Source organism: Sphingobacterium sp. NGMCC 1.201703, from assembly GCF_047784615.1.
In the GTDB taxonomy this organism is placed as follows: domain Bacteria; phylum Bacteroidota; class Bacteroidia; order Sphingobacteriales; family Sphingobacteriaceae; genus Sphingobacterium.
In genome coordinates, this window is record NZ_JBLOHD010000004.1 from 282,224 (window position 1) to 300,899 (window position 18,676).

Consider the following 18,676-nt stretch of genomic DNA (forward strand, 5'->3'; position numbering starts at 1 on the left):
AGCTCGAACCATTTAATAAATGGGTTAAAATGAAAGTTAAGACGATGACTTTGGTAGTTATTTGGCGAACAATGCCGACCCCATCATGGGAAGAAAGTAGTCTCACTGGAATGTAAGCAATTCCTGATGGACATGGATAGTCCAGATGATTTAGCTTCGTACCAAATAAAGGAGAAAATTTAAAGAAGAAGAGAGACTAAAGTATCTAGCGCTCTACCTAAAAATATTCAGTATTGATTCTAGAATGTGTAGAAAGAAATAGTCAGGTTCTTTTCCTTTGCTTTTAAGCCTTCGTTTGATCATATACTCGATCAGTCCTAAGGTAATTACTACAAGAGAAACAATGAGAAAAGTCTTCATGACCAAATATACTAAAACACATTGAAAATCAGCAAAAATAAAGAGAGGCGCTCTGACTAAAATATTCGAGGCGCTGCGGTTACTGCTAATACGAGCTTGGCCAAAGATGGGCAGTGTATCACATTGAATCACTTGTTCGCGATTGAGGAAATGGTGAACGCCAATATCCCGAACAAGATTGATCTGAAAGCCTAACCCCATCCTGCTTATCCTGTAACACTATAAAAGGAAGTATGTCAGTTGTGTCGTTTCGGAAGAACATAGTAATTTTTATCCAATTTGACACCTCTTTAAGCCGAATTTGCTGCAAAAACATTAAAGAATGGAAAGGAGCTAAAACAGAAAAAGCCACATCCGTGGACATGGCTTCACAACTTATATATTTGTAAGGGATGGCTCTTATTTATATGAATTGATTGATTTGGAGACTTTCCATTCATTCCCCACACGCTCCAACGTAACTAAGTCAGTCTTGGTGAAGCTCTCAAATTTCAAGGTCACTTTAGCCACCATATAGTCTGCTGACTCCTCGATGATATCGGTGCTTACCGCACAGTTCAACTTCTCTCCTTTTTGCTTTTTCAAAGATTTAACTACGGCACTACGGCTGTGATTTTGTGCATTGGAAGCTTGGATCTTTTGATTGAAATCTTCGGCAAATAATTGCTCTACGCCTGCCGACTCTCCTCCGGTAGTTACCGCAACATAATGCTCAAGGGCAAAGTCTGCGGTTGAAAGGTTAACGTTTGCTTTTGCTGATTTGGAACCTGGTCCTTCAGCGGCCATAGCGAATGTGGATACTGCGATTAAGGCTGCTGCTGCAAATGTTTTTACTAGAGTTTTCATAATGTCTTTTTTTATTGTGTTAGTATTGTTGTTCTTATTTGTTGACTCAAAACTACAACACAATGCGCACCTGGCCTATGGGCTTTAGACCAACGATCAGGAAAACTCGGTGAATGGCGGGAATGGGGAGGTGAAAGTAAAAGTAATAAGGCCATAATTTCAATACAGCCTTATTGCCTTTACGCTAAACAGCTTGTTGACCACTATTTCGATCTGCTTGCAACTTAGCATTTAATACCGTTTTTAAATCATTCGCCAAAGCAATTACAGAACTGAGATCTGTAGCATTTGGCAGCATACTATTCGTAACAGAAGATGACTGAGATACTAAGCCCCTAGCGGTTGTAGCAGCATTTTGAAAAATACTTATCCAGCCTGTATTTCCACCTCCTGTTCTCTTTATCCAAACGGATGATACCCCTGTCTCATTAATTTCGTTGTACCTGGATCCCTGCCTTGCTACAACTACACCCTCTGGGCTACCAACCCCAGTATATTCGCCCAAAAATCCAAATGGTATAAAATTACGTCCATCGGGGGCATTATTGTACCAGCCATAGGTATATTTGAGCTGGGGATCTGAATGCTGTACCACAGCGTTAACATTTTTGAGGACATCCCCCACTTGCCATGTCCCGGAAACTGTTGCCAGTCCATTAATAGTTTGAGCTTGCCATGCGTTTGAACCGATTTCCTGATTACGCCTTGCACTATTCGCTACAGAAATCTGGGTATTGATATTGTTAAAGCATCTATTGTTCATCGATTTGACATTGGTTACCGAAGGTGCATTGGCAGTAATCCCGTTAGTCTGTGTTCGATCTCCTCCAATACGGGTATCATAACAAATGTTATCAACGACATCGATATTGTCACTAGTAAACGTTCCGGTAGGGATCACACTAATGCCATCACCGACTGAGTCAACAATTGTATTACCTATAAATTGACAATTATTACCATTCAGAAGCCTGATTCCAGTATTGCCAGCATTATTGACCATATTATTTTTGACCAAGGTATTACTACCATTCACCGTAATACCTTGTAATACGGGCTTAATAATTCGGTTATCCAATATTGTATTAAATCCCAAATTAGACCCCACCTCAATACCAGTCCGTTGTGGTTCAATGATCTTATTATTTGTCACCGTACAATTTGACCCATTATTGGAGATCAGAACACCGTGTCCCTGCGGCTTTACAATGGTATTGTTGGTTGCTATACAACTTTCCCCAGCCAACCTAATACCATAGAAAATGATAAAAAAGTTGGAGGTGCCCATGACGGAATCCAAATAGAGATTTTTAATGGTATTGTTAGAGAAGATAATACGTCGTGAATAGTTGATTCCGTCAGGAAAAGTAGCACTTACTGGAACCAAATGACTTTCACATTTAAATCCACCTGCCGCTCCATCAACTGTGTTGTTGGATACAACGATATCCTGACATCCGCCAGAACAATCGACTGCCAGACCGCTGCCATACATATTTGTTGGCTCCGGCATGCATCGACCTACATTAACGAAATTATTGTTGGATACAGTCGCATTAACTACCTCATTAAATCCGACACCATGATGACCGGTCTCAGTGATATAACAGTCCGTAATACGGATATTGGTTGTCAACGGATGTGGATAGCATTCAGCGGATCTTCCATAGCTCTGGATTCCCGAACTCCATGAGCGTTTTATACAGCAATTGGTAATGCTGATATTATCCACCGCGCCGTCATAAGTAGGTTTGAAATAAATCAAAAACTCTGCACCATCTACATCCCACTCTCCGATAGGATTTCCAGCCAAAATAGGAAATCGGTTCGTTGTAGCACCTCCATCCAATTGCAGATTATGAAATGAAATATTCTTGTGATCGGTTAGTTTAAACATCCATTTCACGGTCTTGGAAATTGAAAATCGCTCATGCTTAAATTCGAGATGACTTCCATTGCCATCACCATATATCAGACATGCTGTTGGCGGAATTAAAGTATCGGTAATGAGGTAGTGACCTGTAGGAAAATAAACGGATGATACATTAGCTTTATTAGAATAAGTTAATGCTTTCTGTATTGCCTGAGTATCGTCCACAATAAAATTGCCCCTTGTGCCAAAATATTGAACATTCACCTCTCCAACAAAATCATGTTGAAGTTTTATCGTACTTAATTCGATAACACTCCCTCCGTCATCAATATCTGTCGTGAACGAAATATAATAATCGATCGGATCTGGAGTATCTCCTGCATGATAATAGCCTTGAAGCTGCACCCCTGAATAGGTTCCATCTGTTAACGCCGTAATTTCGGCTGCAGATAGTGCACGCATATCTGCCATTGTGTTTTTGATAAGAAGTTGATTTGCCATAATGTTTCTTTCTATTAATTTTTAAACAAACTTAGGCTTCATGCAAGAGCTATTTGAGTAAAAAGCATCCAATGTAAGCGGTAGAATACATCTACCGAAAAGTCTGGGGGATGGGCACGCAAAAAAGCCACATCTCACGACGTGGCCTTAAATAAACATATGATTCACTAGTGGTCAGCATCGAATTAACTGAACTCACCACTGGCTATTAAATACTATTTATAAGAATTGATCGATTTGGATACCTTCCATTCATTACCCACACGCTCCAAGCTAACGAGGTCAGTCTTGGTGAAGTTCTCAAATTTCAAGGTCACTTTAGCCACCATATAATCTGCGGACTCTTCGATGATGTCAGTATTTACTGTACAGTTTAGCTTCTCTCCTTTTTGTTTTTTCAAAGATTTAACCACCGCTTCACGGCCATGCGTTTGTGCATTGGAAGCTTGGATCTTTTGGTTGAAATCTTTGGCAAATAATTGCTCTACGCCTGCCGATTCACCTTCGGTAGTCACCGCAACATAATGCTCAAGAGCGAAGTCTGCTGTAGAAAGGTTAACGTTTGCTTTTGCTGATTTTGAACCTGGTCCTTCAGCCGCCATAGCGAAAGTGGATACTGCGATTAGGGCTGCTGCTGCGAATGTTTTTACTAGAGTTTTCATAATGTCTTTATTTTATATTGTTAGTTATTTTGTTCTTATTTGTTGACTCAAAACTACAACACAATACGCCCCTAGCCTATCGGCTTTAGACTAACACTCAGGAAAACTCGGTGAATGACGGGAATGGGGAGGTGAATTGATTATGAACTAGATCTACGGCGATATCAAATAAATGGATATTATTTTTTAGTTTTATATCAGTCAATTAACAAACTTATCACTGTTAACAGTTTTATGAAAGTACAAGTATCAGCAAGTTTTAAAAAACATGCACGTAAAACGATCTTCTCTATTTTCGTTTTTGCATTTACCTATATTTTCCTGCTTCTATTTGCAATAGGAATTACAGTTGGTTTTACCCTGTTAGGTGTATTAATTTTTACTTCCAAACCGATGTTCCTAACGGCGGTTGCCTGTCTAGGGCTGTTTGCCTCGGGTCTCACGGTTTTATTTTTTCTTGTAAAGTTTATATTTGCTTCGACAAAAGTAGATACCAGCCATCTGACCCAAATTACTGAACAGGATGAACCGGAACTATTTTCCTTAATCCATCAAATTGTCGACGAAGTTGGCACCAGTTTCCCAAAGAAGGTGTTCCTATCTCATGATGTCAATGCCTCGGTATTTTATGATTCAAGTTTTTGGAGCATGTTTCTTCCCATAAGAAAGAATCTACAGATCGGTGTGGGCTTAATAAATGCTGTAACTGAACAGGAATTAAAAGCCATTCTTGCACATGAATTCGGACATTTTTCACAGAAAAGTATGAAAGTTGGCAGCTATGTCTATCATGTCAATCAAATCATCTACAATATGCTATATAAAAATGAGTCGCTGGACCGCACATTTGAAACATGGGGAAATGTGAGTGGCTATTCTGCTATTTTTATCGGTATATCGGTTTTTATTATCCAGCAGATTCAAAACATCTTGAAATACCTCTACAAATATGTTAATCTAAATTATTTGGCATTGTCCCGGGAAATGGAATTTCATGCAGATGAAATTGCAGCACATGTAGCTGGTTCCAAAGCCTTAGCAGACTCTTTATTGCGATTGGGTTTTGCAAATCATGCGTTAAATTATGTTTTTAATTTTTATGATGGAAAGATCGCTGACAATATCCGCAGCAATAATATTTATCACGAACAACATTGTGTGATGCACCTGCTTGCAGAGAGATGTAGGTATCAGGTTCAAGAAGGCTTCCCTCAGATCGAACTGGCAACATTAAAAAGATATGATAAATCGAAATTGAATCTCGAAAATCAATGGGCCTCACATCCAACGGATGAAGAACGAGTGAAAGCCTTGTGGAAACTTGATATCATAAAGACTGATGTTTCGAATAAACCTGCTATTGCCTTGCTTGCAGATGGTGCTGCAATAGCAGATCAAATTTCTGACAAGCTATTTTCGAATATCCGATATCAGCAGGCCCCAGCAGTTTTTGAGCTCCAGACATTCAGAGATAATTTTGAAAGTCAAATCAACAGATATACCATCAATCCAAAATTTAACGATTTCTACGATTACAACAACCCTATACTACAGGGGGATCAATTACCGGCAGAAGAGCATATTGGACTAACATTTGACGAATTGTTTGCAGATGACAGAATTGACCTGTTCTATGAGCTCAACAGTCTGAAAAATGACAAATATGTTGTGGAAGCAATACACAAGGGGGAAATTAAACTAAAAACCTTCGATTATGATGGTAAAAAATACCGGGATATCGATGCCGATAAGCTATTGTTAAAAATTGATAATGACATCCAGGATATAACGCGTCAAGTAGACGGCTATAATCATCAAATACATCATTATTTTTTACAGCTTTCCATTGCACAGAACCGTAAAGAAGAGTTTGATCGGAAATATTATGATTTTGCGGCTTTCCATAAAACATTTGATGAGTCGCAGGCGATTTATGACGACATGAACGAAAATACTGCGTTTCTCGCTCAGACCTTACCATTTGGGGAAATCGAAGCAAGAGTGAGTGACCTCAAAAGGAGAGAAACGGTTTTCAAAAATAAATTAGCCAAGCTTCTATCACTGCAGGACAACATACAGCCGCCAATGGATGCAACTTTGTTGACTACACTAGATAAATATATTGCTACGGACTTGTTATACTTTAATGTAGATCAGTACAAAGAAGAAAATGTTCAAATTCTGCTGGATGCTATTGCGTCATATAAAAGTTTATTGGATGACATCTATTTTTCAAAGAAAAAAACATATTTGGATTTTATACTTCTGCTTGAAAAAGATAAACATCAACAGTAAAAATTAAAGCCACATCTCCCGATGTGGCTCTGCAACTTATATATTTGTAAGGGATGGCTCTTATTTATACGAATTGATTGATTTGGATACTTTCCAGTTGTTGCCTTCGCGCTCCAAGGTAACCAGATCAGTCTTTCTGAAGTTCTCAAATTTCATCGTTACTTTGGCCACCATATAGTCTGCTGACTCCTCGATGATATCGGTGCTGACCTCACAGTTCAACTTTTCTCCTTTTTGTTTTTTCAAAGATTTAACCACCGCCTCACGACTATAAGACTGTGCATTGGAAGACTGAATTTTTTGGCTGAAATCAGCAGCGAACAACTGTTCTACACCTGCTGATTCGCCTTCTGTCGTCACTGCAACATAATGCTCAAGGGCAAAGTCTGCGGTTGAAAGGTTAACGTTTGCTTTTGCTGATTTGGAACCAGGTCCGTTAGCGGCCATTGCGAAAGTGGATACGGCGACTAAAGCTACTGCTGCGAATGTTTTTACTAGAGTATTCATAATGTCTTTATTTTATTGTGTTAGTTTATTTATCTGTTCTTATTTGTTGACTCAAAACTACGACACAATAAGCCCCTGGCCTATGGGCTTTAGACTAACGATCAGGAAAACTCGGTGAATGGCGGAAATGGGAAGGTTAATAAACTACTTATGACTATGTTACATTTTTTAAGAGTTTGCAATACCGTAGTTATTTACGTAAATTGGTAGAAGAAGGATATAAAGGAAAAAGTTACTAATTAAGAGATCATGGAATCAATACTTAGAAAACTAATGTACTGCCTGATGCTTTTGGAGGTATCATTGATATTTTTTCGCTGTATAAATGGAGGGGCTGATTCTTTTACTCGCGCGCTTTCAATTATGCTAATATCTCAAATAGCAATCGTAGTCATGACACTATCAAAACAAAAAAAGAGCAGTTCATAAAGTAAGCTTCAACAAACAAAATAACGAAGAGCTTACATATCATACTGAATTAAAAAGCCGATCTTAGAAGGATGATCCAAAATTTTGCTTCCTTTATCGACGTGTTTCAAAATATAATAGATAATAATAAAATCGCCCATTGCTCCCAACAAAAATAGATAGCCAAAAAAATAAACTAAGATATTTCCCATGCTAAGACCTATAATAAGTGGTACAAATCCTAGGATAAAGGCTGGAGCAAATGCGCCAATGATATAAGCATTTCGGTCGAGGGGCACCTTAATATGGCAATATGGTGTATAGGATGGTTTCAGGATTCCAATGCTAATATTACTGAAGCTTTTCGTTCGGGACACGGCCAACCAAGAAACAGCATGAATGAGCTCATGAACAACAATTCCTACAACAACAATAATTGCCATCATAAGAAAAAGCAGGCTGATTTCCATCGGGCTATCGATATGTTGCGCTACAAACCATCCTTTTAGCTTCTCAAGTTGAAACTGATCTTTCCAAATAAAATAATATAACGTAAAAATAACAGCAGAGATCGGAACAAGCCATTGCAAAAGAATCCGGTTAGCATCTCTTTCCGCAATGACATATTCTTTTAAATTTTTCTTGGTATCTTGTTCCATATAAATTTATAAAGAGAGAGGTGATGATATCACCTCTCCATTAAATTCAGAGTAAAGCTTCTGTAAGCGTTTTGCTCATTTTTACCAAAAAAATAGCACAAGCAATTATCCAAATGATTATCATTCCATTTTGAATAACCGTTTTATTTATTTTTTTAATCATTATGAGAACAGCTCTTTAGCTGCAGCAACTAATCCTACTCCGGCTGCTACAGCACCAAAACCTATACCTATTCCTTTTAAAATTGCACCTGCAGCAATTACAGGCAAAATACCGCCTTCAACGTTCAATAATTCTTCGTTGCTAAGCTCTACATAAATTTCAAGATCTTTCATTTTTAATAATTTAAGTTATTTATCCTTTACTGCTAAATACATTCCCACTCCTACTGCTGACAATCCTAACTGAACGCCCCAAATTATTCCAATGGCAACAGCAGGTAAAAAACCTCCATTTGAATCAATCATTTCCTGTTCATTCAATTCTTGAATACCGCAATTTTTCAATTCTAAGTTATTCATTTCTTTAATTTTAAAATTGGCTCCTACTCTATTTTTTCGCCTTTTCGGATTCCTGCTTTGCTGACAGCAGTTCTAAATTAATCTAGTCCAATGCACAAAAAAAACATTAAGCAGAAAGTAACTAAAAAAAGAATACAGAATATTTCAAGTACTGTATATTCCTCAAAATATTATAATTTTCATTAAGCACTCGAACAAGTACAGAAAAATGAACCAAAAGATAAGAAAAAAAAATGAATTGATTACAATTACACTAGGGATATTAGATGTCCACCACTACGCTAAATCCCCATCATCTAGGTCAGAAAATCTGAAGAAATTAAATAAAATACTTATTTAAAAATACAATTAAATTAATAATTGCATGCAAAAATATTGTATGCAAAAGGCCAGTCCCTTTCTTCCTAAACTCCATGATAAGAAAGAAAAAAACAAAAACTCCCCCCATAAGAAAACTTAAAATAAAATAATAGAAGCTATACGTATGAGTCAAAGCAAAAAGAAGGGCTGAAATTAAAGCAATCAATAATTTCCTTTCCTTAAAAAAAGTATATGTAGATAGGAGCTTTACAGGAATAAATTGAAATAATAATGTTTCAAAAAATGGCCCTAAAATTATTGCAAATAGGAATGTTTTTAAGATCCCTTGATCACGAACCACTTCGTTTGAAACAGACGCTAAATTGAGCAAGTCAATAAGCACTAAATTGCACAAAACATCAATAACCACATAAGCAATTAGCGTTACAGCATATAAATAGGGTACTGGTAAATTAAATAATCGATTTATATATTTCTGCATGTATTGATATTTTTTAGATAAGGAGAACGGCGTCTCCTTATCTATTGATTTACTAGGGTCTGGCTCCTCCGTAGTGACCAAAAGGTGTGGAATTCCAGCCTGGCTCAGGATTATTGAAACTATATACAATAGAGTCTACTAGAAGATCCACAGCTTTACCGATAAGATAGTCACCAACAAATCCACCCCCATCGATCCTCGTCATTTCATTAACGCTCAAGTCTTGAGCACCAAAACTTTTCAAATCTAAATTATTCATTTTTTTTAAATTTTAAAATTGGTTCCTACTCTATTTTCCGCCTTTTCGGATTCCTGCAATGTTGATCAACATAACTAAGATATTTTTACTCAATGCGCAAAAAAAGCATTTAAATAATTAGTTAACACAAAATTATCTCCAGCATTGGCTTGTTTCATTTGTTGAATATCCATTAAATGAATATTTTCCTTTTGAACCTCCACTTTAATCTGAATAGAGTACTCGTTCTCATAATAGTAGGTATTGCCAGATCGGTCAAACGCAATTGGAGCACCGATATCCTTAAGATACTCGATTATGCGCGCCAATCTGGATACAGAAAGGCCTAAACGAAGTGCTAGTTCTCCTTGAGCCCCCGTTCGCCGCTGACGGATTAATTTGTCCAATAAATTGATCCTATCGATGTATTTGAATAACTGCATAATAATTTAGTTTATTGTTCCGTAAATCTGATAGCGCAACATCATTTGGTTAAAGACCACTGTATACTTAGAACGGATCATCTCTGATTCGGCCTTGATCAGATTATTTTTAATCGTATTTATATCATAGATCGAAGCTCTACCTGCCTCGAAACTGCGAAGTGTGTAGGTAAGTGACTGCTCAGTAGCACTATTTGCTTCTACAGCAATATGGTATTGCTTTTTATTTTCGTCTAGTTCAAGCAGCAACTTATCTAAGATCTGCTCCTGCATTAACCGTTCATTATCCTGGGATAACTCAATATACTGTTTATTGAGTTCCATCTGCCTGCGTTGCCGCTTATTTTTTCCTTTATTAAAGATGGGAACAGAAACTGTCACGGCCAGCTGCTGTGCAAAGTTGTCCTTACTCTGCACAAAGAAAGGTCGTGTATCAGAAGCCTTAAATGCATTAAAATAGGTGCTGCCCAGACCTGCTGACCCTTTTATAGTGGGATATAAAGCAGATTTAATCAATTTGGATTCAATATCAATTCCTTCTAACTGACTTCGAAACTTGGCAAATACTGGGTTATGTAAATATGCTTCTTCTTTGAGTACAGATAGCTCTCTAGAAATCGGAACTGAGTTTATTCCATTTTCTAATACTGGATCTGAGAGTTGTAAGCTTTTATAATCTGGATAATTCAACAGCTGGGCTAACTTTAAAAGCGACTGTTGCATTTCTTTATGATACTGTTGATATTGTTGTTTCTCGCGTAATAAGTTGGCCTTTGCTTCGGCGACAACGGATACAGCTGTCGCACCTACAGCAGTACTTTTTTCAGCTTTGTCCAGTAGCTGCAATGAAAACCCAATGGCTGAATCCTGCGCAACGACAAGCGCCTGGTTTAGGAGAACTTGCAAATAGGCTTCCATGACCTGAATCGAGAGATTTCTTTTTAAAATTTCCTTTTCAATCCGTTCCTGTTCAGCCTCGCCCAAAGCTTTCTTTGCTTGATTTTTGGAATAATTATACTGGTATAGGGTAACTTCACCATTTATTCCCATATTGCTATTGAGGTTATCATTTCTCCGGATGGTACCAAAAACATCTTGTGAATGTCCGAAAGTGGTATAACCATTGGCATAACCGCTGACACTTGGTAGGCGTTCGCGCAAGGCCATCTCCTGGTCTAATATTTTGATTGCAACTTTAATATCCTGCTGCTTAACAGGCAGGTTATGCGCTATAGCATAATCAATACATCTACGCAAAGACCAGCTCCCTTGTGCCATTGTACCAGTGGTGGTCAAAAGAATCAATATATAAATAAAGCCCCATTTTATGGTAAAAACATTCAGCTGATAGATTCGCATAGGCAATTAAAAATGGAATTATATAAGGATAAATTCTGTTATGCATTAATTTAATGAAATGGATTGCTTCCGCCACATATCTCTATACGTAGATTCTTCTGCCAATAGCTTATGATGCTCCCCTTCTTCAATCAGTACGCCCTCTTTGAGCACAAGGATCTTATCTGCTTCGGCAATCGTACTGAGACGATGAGCAATCACAATCATTGTTTTACCTGAATCTCTAAAACGACGGAATGCCTGCTGAATAACCTGCTCTGTGGACGAGTCCAGTGCCGAAGTAGCTTCGTCCAAGATCAGAACATCAGGATTGCGGTATAAAGCCCTGGCAATAGCAATACGCTGCCGCTGCCCTCCTGACAACATCGCTCCATTTTCACCGAGATAGGTCTCAAACCCAGACGGCAATTTTTCAATAAAAGGCATCATATCCAATTCATTGACAACCTGTAAAAGGCGTTGAAAATTGGGGACATCTTCACCTACCGCAATATTATTGATCACATTGCCTGAAAATAGGTCAATATGTTGGGGTACTATGGCTATACGTTCCCGTAAAGAGGATTTGGAAATATAATTTAAATCATATTGCCCTATACGGATCTTTCCATCCTGTACAGGATATAACTGCTGGATCAGTGCACCCAACGTTGTCTTACCGCTGCCACTTTCACCGATGATGGCAGTCATTTTACCCTGTTGGATGGTGCAACTAAAATTCTTAAACACCTCTACTCTGGATCCATATGAAAATCGAACATTATCGAAAACAATATCCCCAATTAAATCCGAAGTCAGGTGGATTTTATTTTCTTGTTCCTCACGTTCAAGATCCATAATTTCAAATAGCCTGTCTGCAGCAATCAGTGCATTTTGCAAAGTCTTATTCATTCCGATCAATTGCGTAACTGGTCCGGTAAAGTATCCGATCAAAGCATAAAAAGACAATAGTTCACCAGGGGTAATAGTCCGGTTGATGACATAATACGAACCCGCCCATAATAAAATAATGGTAAAGAGCCTGGATAAAAACTCGCTTGAAGTTCCAGAAAACAATCCATTCAGGACCGAGGCATAGATGGTCTTCAATAAGTGGGAAAACCTATTGTCGGTTCCACTATTAAAATAGGTTTCAAGTCCAAATTGCTTAATAGTCTTTACCGAATTGAGTGATTCGACCAAATGCGATTCCAACTCTGCGCTCTCTTCCATCATACGGCGTTCTACTTTTTTATTCAGTCTATTTGACAGCCAGTAAACAAGGAAATAGAACGGGATCACCAAGAGCATAATCAGCGCTAATTTCCAGAAATAGGTAAACATCAAGGCAAAGGAGAAGACCACAATTAGCACATTTACAACGGCCTGAATGGCAATATCATTGATAAAGGTCCGTATTTTTACGGCATCATTAACCCTCGATATGATTTCTCCGACTTTCATCGTGTCAAAAAATCGTTGAGGTAAAGTCAGTAGATGACGATAATACCCTAAAATAAGATACTTATCTATTCTTTGTCCCGTTTGCAGTACCATCACACTTTTTAATGTCCCGATCAAGAGCTGAAACACGAGGATAACCAACATGCCAACAGAAAGAATATTTAATAACCTTATGTTGCCATCGATTAGGACATAATCCGTAATCTTCTCAATGTAAAACGATGTTGAAAGTCCCAGCAGTGTATACACCACAGCACCTACCAATGCCTGAACAATGACAGAACGATGAGGTTTGATGAGATTCAAGAAGCGCTTGTGAACACTAATTGCTTCATTTTTCTGCTCGAAATATTCATTGGGCTCCATTAATATCAATACCCCAGTCCAAACCTTCTGGAACTCTTCAAATGTATATTTCTCCAATTTCCCTGGACCGGGATCCATGACAGTGATTTTATTTTTTTCAACTTTATAGATCACTACATAATGCTGAAGTTGTTCTTTAAGCACAACATGAGCTATGGCCGGTAGTGGAATTTGTGGAATGGCGTCCATTGCTCCCTTTACACCTTTGGCATTAAACCCCATGTGCTGCAACCCTTGAATCATCCCCAATACATTTGTACCCCGGGTATCTGTATGACAATATTGTCTAATCTTAGCAATGGGGATTTTGGTACCATAATAGCTGGTTATAGAAGCCAGACAGGCAGCTCCACAATCACGGATATCGTGCTGTTTGATGCAAACCGGTGTTTTTTTCATTCGTGTAAACTGTTTTATCAGTGATAGGGTTGGTTATAATGCGGCTGATTTAGCGCCAAGATTAGGATTAAACAGGTCATCCGCTCTATCAAAAAGTAATTGCCACAAGGTGCGGTCCAAAAGATAGAATCGTGCATTAAAAGTATTCCCTTTTCCTATTGTAACCCTATTGCCATTGGGTAAGCTCAAGTAGTTTTGTTCCATCTGACATCTGATCTTAAAAAATGTCCCATCCTGTTGGTCAACGATCAAATTGTAATCAATGTCATGTACTTTACCATAAAGAAAGCCCCATTGGTTATAGTTATAGGTATCCATCTGGAATTTGACCAACTGTCCGTTTTTTATATAACCAATAGATTTGGCGGGTACCAAACACTCCGCAACAAGATTGTCCTCAGGTGAAATCTCCAAAATGTCCTGGCCCTGTACTACCTGACTTCCTTTTTGATAACCTTTAAAGTTTACGACAGTTCCAGTAATAGGTGCCCGTACAATATAGTTTTCACCATCGATCTGTATAGACTTTTTCTCGGAGGATAACGACTGTGTCTTTTGTTTCAGTTCAACAAGCTTTGCACTCCATTGCGCCATCTGTTGTTTTCTTATTGTGAGTAGCTGGTTTTCCAATTGTTCAAAGGTATACTGGCTTTTATCAAGCTCAGCTTGGGACACTACACCTTGGCTATACAATTGATTATTTCTATTCAACTCTCGCCGTGCCAGTGTGACCTGCGACTGTATTTCTGACATGCGCTGTTCCATGGAAATATATTCAAGCTGATATTGCCCACCTCGGAGTTTTTTTGCCTTTCCACTTAGAATAAGCTGCAAGTCATTTATTTGCTGAGAATAATCAGTCATTAAATCCTGATTTAAAGTCAATTTATTTTCCAGATCCTTAGAGACCACAATTAATAGTGTATCCCCCTGTTTTACACGTTGATTGTTTCCTGTAATACGATTGTCAACAATACGACCGTTCACCAGTGAAAGTATTTTCGTATTCTCCATTTTTGGGCGGACTACACCTTGGGCAGAAACCGAAATAGGGATCTTGATAATAGGTAACAATATCAACCCGATGAAAACTGCCAAAATCAGTAATAAGTATATAATATTTGTTTTTTTCAAGTTTGAAATATGCATTTTGAATAGCTGATATATGAGTTATAAACCGAATTTTAAATGCGGAACTGAAATACTATTTATTTTTAAAACAGTATTTTTTATCCAGAATCATGACATTTGGTATAATACGAATGCCTCTATCTACGGTTTTACAAAAAAAAATGTTTAGAGGCTAAATAGACAATAATTGAACTAATCATTAATACTACAAGAAGCTGTATCATCAGAATTAAAACCAGTCGTTTAATTGTTTCTTATCAACCCTTCTTATAACTGACACTGTGATTATGTATCATATACAAACAATCTATTATCACCAAGATAATAATTATTCAATAAAATATTAAAAGAAAAAAACTACACTTTTGTGTAAAATATTTTAAACTATAGAGCACCGATATTGCGTTTGTAGGCGCGCTAATTTTCCATAAAAAAATAGCCACGTCTGACGACGTGGCCTTAAATAAACATTGATTCACTAGTGGTTTGTCTTTTTATGACTGACGAACCACCAGTGGCACTATTTATACGAATTGATTGATTTGGATACTTTCCAGTTGTTGCCTTCGCGCTCCAAGGTAACCAGATCAGTCTTTCTGAAGTTCTCAAATTTCATCGTTACTTTGGCCACCATATAGTCTGCTGACTCCTCGATGATATCGGTGCTGACCTCACAGTTCAACTTTTCTCCTTTTTGTTTTTTCAAAGATTTAACCACCGCCTCACGACTATAAGAGTGTGCATTGGAAGATTGGATCTTTTGGTTGAAATCTTCGGCAAATAACTGCTCTACACCTGCTGATTCACCTTCGGTAGTTACTGCAACATAGTGCTCAAGTGCCAAGTCTGCTGTGGAAAGGTTAAAGTTTGCTTCTGATGATTTGGAACCTGGTCCTTCAGTTGCCATTGCAAATGTTGATACTGCGATTAAAGCTGCTGCTGCGAATGTTTTTACTAATGAGTTCATAATGTCTTTATTTTATTGTGTTAGTTTATTTATCTGTTCTTATTTGTTGACTCAAAACTACGACACAATACACCCCTAGCCTATGACCTTTAGACCAACGATCAGGAAAACTCGGTGAATGGCAGGAATGGGGAGGTGAAAAGAGAAAGATTTTTTGCTATCTTAATGTTTCTGACATTGGCTATTAAAGCAGGAGCTGCATACATTAAAACATGTTAAGTCTATTATTGCTCACAGAATCTATAGATTTTTTGATCAGAAAGCCTTTTTACATATAATCTTCTTTCACCATAATAGGTCTCAATCCGATTAATTACCGCGATCGCGGAGTCAATAACCGGCCTACTATAGATGGTATCATTCCGGACGAAATTGTGTGTATCGTTAAACACAAGGATATCCGGTAGACCAATATTATCTCCACAATTTTTCCAAACGGAATTTATTAAACTCTTGTTTTTGCAAGAAAAAAGGAAAAAGCTCAGGCCTAAAATGGTAAAGACAAATTTTAGTCTCATCGTAAAACTGCTTTGTATACTATGCACTATAGCAATAATACGTAATTTTTCTAAACTATTTCAATCTCCACTTTTGCACGTAAGTTTTCACTTTATTACCTAAAATACGAGCTGAGCCAATGCTTCCCTAGGTATGAAATAAATGCTTTAGCTGAAAAAAGCTTGGGGATGAGTTTCTTGAATCGAAATGGTTTAATCAATATTAAATCATATGGTTTAAAAGCAGGAAGTCTCATAAGAATTATTCAATATTTGCATTTCATGCATTTCAAAAAAAATAAAAGTGGAAAGGAGCTAAAACAGAAAAAGCCACATCTCCCGATGTGGCTCTGCAACTTATATATTTAATTAAGATGGATGCCTATTGATAGGAATGAACCGACCTGAACACCTTCCAACTGCCATTCTCGTACACCAAAGTCACCAGGTCAGTTAGGCTGAAGTGGTCAAATTTCAGTACAATTTTTGCAATCATATAGTCGGCTGATTTTTCGACGATCTTGATGTTCGTCTTACAGTTCAGAATTTCTCCCTTTTGTTTTTTCAAAGAGGTTATCACTGCATTACGTCCGTAGGTCATTACATTGGGCGCTTGAATCTTTTGACTAAAATCTCCGGCAAACAACTCCTCCACACCTGCTGATTCACCCTCAGTCGTGACGGCAACATAGTGCTGTAAAGCGAAATCTACCGTGGAAAGGTTAACGTTTGCTTTTGCTGGTTTTGAACCTGGTCCCTCAGCTGCCATAGTGAAAGCGGATACCGCGATTAGGGCTACTGCTGCGAATGTTTTTGCTAATGCTTTCATAATGTCTTTATTGTATTGTGTTAGTTGTATTGTTCTTATTTGTTGACTCAAAACTACGGCACAATCGTCCCCTGGCCTATGGGCTTTAGACTAATGGACAGGAAAACTAGGTGAATAATGGAAATGGGGAGGTGAATATTTTTTATTATATTGTTATTTAATCAACGGTCAAATTATTTATGAATATACAGTCTAATTCATCCGCTAGTCAAGCGAAAAATAAAATGTATGGTGCATTGTTTGGCATTGCGGTTGGTGATGCTCTTGGCGTACCATTTGAATTCAGGTCGAAAGGAGATATGCTAAAAAATCCAGCTACTGAAATGATCGGATTTGGCAGCCATAATCAACCTATAGGTACTTGGTCGGATGATACATCGTTAACCTTGTGTCTTGCGGACTCGCTGTTGGGTGGATATGATTTGGAGGATGTCTCCAAAAAATTTATAGCTTGGAAGGAAGGTAAATTGTGGACAGCAAGAGGAGAAGTCTTTGATATTGGTATCACCACGGCTAAATCGATCAGTGAGCTTAAAAATATTATCGAATGCGGGCAAATCGGCGAGCTAAAATCGCTAAAATATCGGGCAAGGGAACAAGACAACGGCAATGGTTCATTAATGAGAATATTGCCCCTTTTATTTGAAATCAAAGGACTTAGTCCGTCGGAACAATTTGAGAAAATTTGGGAGATTTCAGCGCTAACGCATAAACATGTGCGCGCTGCAATGGCATGTTTTATCTACCTTAAATTAGCGGAACTCATTTTGCTAGGTTTGGCCAAAGAGCAGGCTTACGCTGAAATGCGGAATCAGGTTTCAAAATTCTGGGCAGACATCAATTTCCCTGAGTCAGAAATAATCCATTTTAACAGCACGATTTTGCATGACATTCGGTCTAAATCACCTAATGAATTAAGATCAAGTGGTTATGTGATCGATAGTTTAGAATCGAGCTTATGGTTTTTTATGGAAAAAGAAAACTATAGGGATACTGTATTATCTATTGTTAATCTTGGCGAAGATACAGACACTGGAGCTGCGATTGTAGGGGGATTAGCTGGTTTGTACTATGGGTTGGAAAGTATACCCGAAGATTGGCTCCTGAACCTCGCCCGCTATGATGATATCAAATTGCTGATAGAAAAAATAGCGAGAAGATATCCGGATTAGGAATTCGACAGTAATCCCTAACAAGTATAAGCTTATTTTAACCATCTCAATTTTAAAGCATCTAAATATTTATTTTTTAAAACTATTTTAGATCTGCTATTGTTCTTACTATACAAAACGGCTACTAGCTTCCTTTCAAAAGAAAGGTTCAATATAAAAATTGGCGTCGTACAGTGAAAATCCAATAGTCTTCAAAAACATTGGATGACGAAACACAAAAGAGGAAACGATAGGAAACATAAAAATTACTGTACAAAAAACGCTAAGAGAAAGGGTCTGATGAGAATCAGGCCCTTTCGACGTAAAAAAGCCACATCTTCCGATATGGCTCTACAACATTTATATGCTTTTGCTGATTTGGAACCTGGTCCTGCAGCTGCCATAACAAAAGTGGATA

17 protein-coding genes are annotated in these 18,676 nt (G+C 37.8%); 2 read left to right on the forward strand and 15 right to left on the reverse strand.

Annotated features, from left to right (window positions below; genetic code table 11):
- Positions 1–759: 759 nt before the first annotated feature.
- From ACK8HY_RS09610 to ACK8HY_RS09620, 3 genes are all read right to left on the reverse strand, one after another.
- Positions 760–1,206 carry a hypothetical protein gene (locus ACK8HY_RS09610; protein WP_139351242.1) on the reverse strand — a complete coding sequence of 149 codons (447 nt, stop codon included), beginning with the start codon at positions 1,204–1,206 and terminating at the stop codon, positions 760–762.
- 184 nt (positions 1,207–1,390) lie between these two features.
- Positions 1,391–3,580, reverse strand: a complete 2,190-nt coding sequence (locus ACK8HY_RS09615) for a right-handed parallel beta-helix repeat-containing protein (protein ID WP_416133488.1) — start codon at positions 3,578–3,580, stop codon at positions 1,391–1,393.
- 215 nt (positions 3,581–3,795) lie between these two features.
- Complete coding sequence (locus tag ACK8HY_RS09620) at positions 3,796–4,242, reverse strand: nuclear transport factor 2 family protein (RefSeq protein ID WP_077438507.1); 447 nt, start codon at positions 4,240–4,242, stop codon at positions 3,796–3,798.
- Between the two features lie 234 nt (positions 4,243–4,476).
- Here ACK8HY_RS09620 and ACK8HY_RS09625 point away from each other — a divergent pair, with 234 nt between their 5' ends.
- On the forward strand, positions 4,477–6,537 hold the full coding sequence (locus ACK8HY_RS09625; RefSeq protein ID WP_077438506.1) for a M48 family metallopeptidase: 2,061 nt from the start codon (positions 4,477–4,479) through the stop codon (positions 6,535–6,537).
- A 60-nt stretch (positions 6,538–6,597) separates the two neighbouring features.
- Here ACK8HY_RS09625 and ACK8HY_RS09630 read toward each other — a convergent pair whose 3' ends face one another.
- The 12 genes from ACK8HY_RS09630 to ACK8HY_RS09685 form a co-directional block, all read right to left on the reverse strand.
- Positions 6,598–7,044 carry a nuclear transport factor 2 family protein gene (locus ACK8HY_RS09630; protein ID WP_077438505.1) on the reverse strand — a complete coding sequence of 149 codons (447 nt, stop codon included), beginning with the start codon at positions 7,042–7,044 and terminating at the stop codon, positions 6,598–6,600.
- 461 nt (positions 7,045–7,505) lie between these two features.
- Positions 7,506–8,111, reverse strand: coding sequence for a DUF3267 domain-containing protein (locus ACK8HY_RS09635; RefSeq protein WP_416133489.1), 606 nt, complete (start codon positions 8,109–8,111; stop codon positions 7,506–7,508).
- 162 nt (positions 8,112–8,273) lie between these two features.
- Positions 8,274–8,447, reverse strand: a complete 174-nt coding sequence (locus ACK8HY_RS09640) for a class IIb bacteriocin, lactobin A/cerein 7B family (protein WP_416133490.1) — start codon at positions 8,445–8,447, stop codon at positions 8,274–8,276.
- Between the two features lie 15 nt (positions 8,448–8,462).
- Positions 8,463–8,633 (reverse strand): class IIb bacteriocin, lactobin A/cerein 7B family, encoded by a 171-nt coding sequence (locus tag ACK8HY_RS09645; RefSeq protein ID WP_416133491.1) that lies wholly within the window; start codon positions 8,631–8,633, stop codon positions 8,463–8,465.
- Between the two features lie 319 nt (positions 8,634–8,952).
- Positions 8,953–9,435, reverse strand: coding sequence for a type II CAAX prenyl endopeptidase Rce1 family protein (locus tag ACK8HY_RS09650; protein ID WP_416133492.1), 483 nt, complete (start codon positions 9,433–9,435; stop codon positions 8,953–8,955).
- A 52-nt stretch (positions 9,436–9,487) separates the two neighbouring features.
- A complete protein-coding gene (locus tag ACK8HY_RS09655; RefSeq protein ID WP_416133493.1) occupies positions 9,488–9,694 on the reverse strand; it encodes a hypothetical protein in 207 nt (68 codons plus the stop codon).
- Between the two features lie 89 nt (positions 9,695–9,783).
- Entirely contained in the window at positions 9,784–10,116 is a 333-nt protein-coding gene (locus ACK8HY_RS09660; protein WP_416133494.1) for a hypothetical protein, read from the reverse strand.
- Positions 10,117–10,122: 6 nt separating this feature from the next.
- A complete protein-coding gene (locus ACK8HY_RS09665) occupies positions 10,123–11,475 on the reverse strand; it encodes a TolC family protein (RefSeq protein WP_416133495.1) in 1,353 nt (450 codons plus the stop codon).
- 45 nt (positions 11,476–11,520) lie between these two features.
- Positions 11,521–13,683 carry a peptidase domain-containing ABC transporter gene (locus ACK8HY_RS09670; protein ID WP_416133496.1) on the reverse strand — a complete coding sequence of 721 codons (2,163 nt, stop codon included), beginning with the start codon at positions 13,681–13,683 and terminating at the stop codon, positions 11,521–11,523.
- 33 nt (positions 13,684–13,716) lie between these two features.
- Positions 13,717–14,697, reverse strand: a complete 981-nt coding sequence (locus ACK8HY_RS09675) for an HlyD family secretion protein (protein ID WP_416133497.1) — start codon at positions 14,695–14,697, stop codon at positions 13,717–13,719.
- 637 nt (positions 14,698–15,334) lie between these two features.
- Complete coding sequence (locus ACK8HY_RS09680) at positions 15,335–15,781, reverse strand: nuclear transport factor 2 family protein (protein WP_416133498.1); 447 nt, start codon at positions 15,779–15,781, stop codon at positions 15,335–15,337.
- Positions 15,782–16,660: 879 nt separating this feature from the next.
- Positions 16,661–17,158, reverse strand: coding sequence for a nuclear transport factor 2 family protein (locus ACK8HY_RS09685; RefSeq protein ID WP_416133499.1), 498 nt, complete (start codon positions 17,156–17,158; stop codon positions 16,661–16,663).
- A gap of 128 nt (positions 17,159–17,286) precedes the next feature.
- Here ACK8HY_RS09685 and ACK8HY_RS09690 point away from each other — a divergent pair, with 128 nt between their 5' ends.
- The gene (locus ACK8HY_RS09690) at positions 17,287–18,279 is read left to right on the forward strand and encodes an ADP-ribosylglycohydrolase family protein (RefSeq protein WP_416133500.1); all 993 of its coding nucleotides are present in this window, start codon (positions 17,287–17,289) and stop codon (positions 18,277–18,279) included.
- The last annotated feature ends 397 nt before the right edge of the window (positions 18,280–18,676 follow it).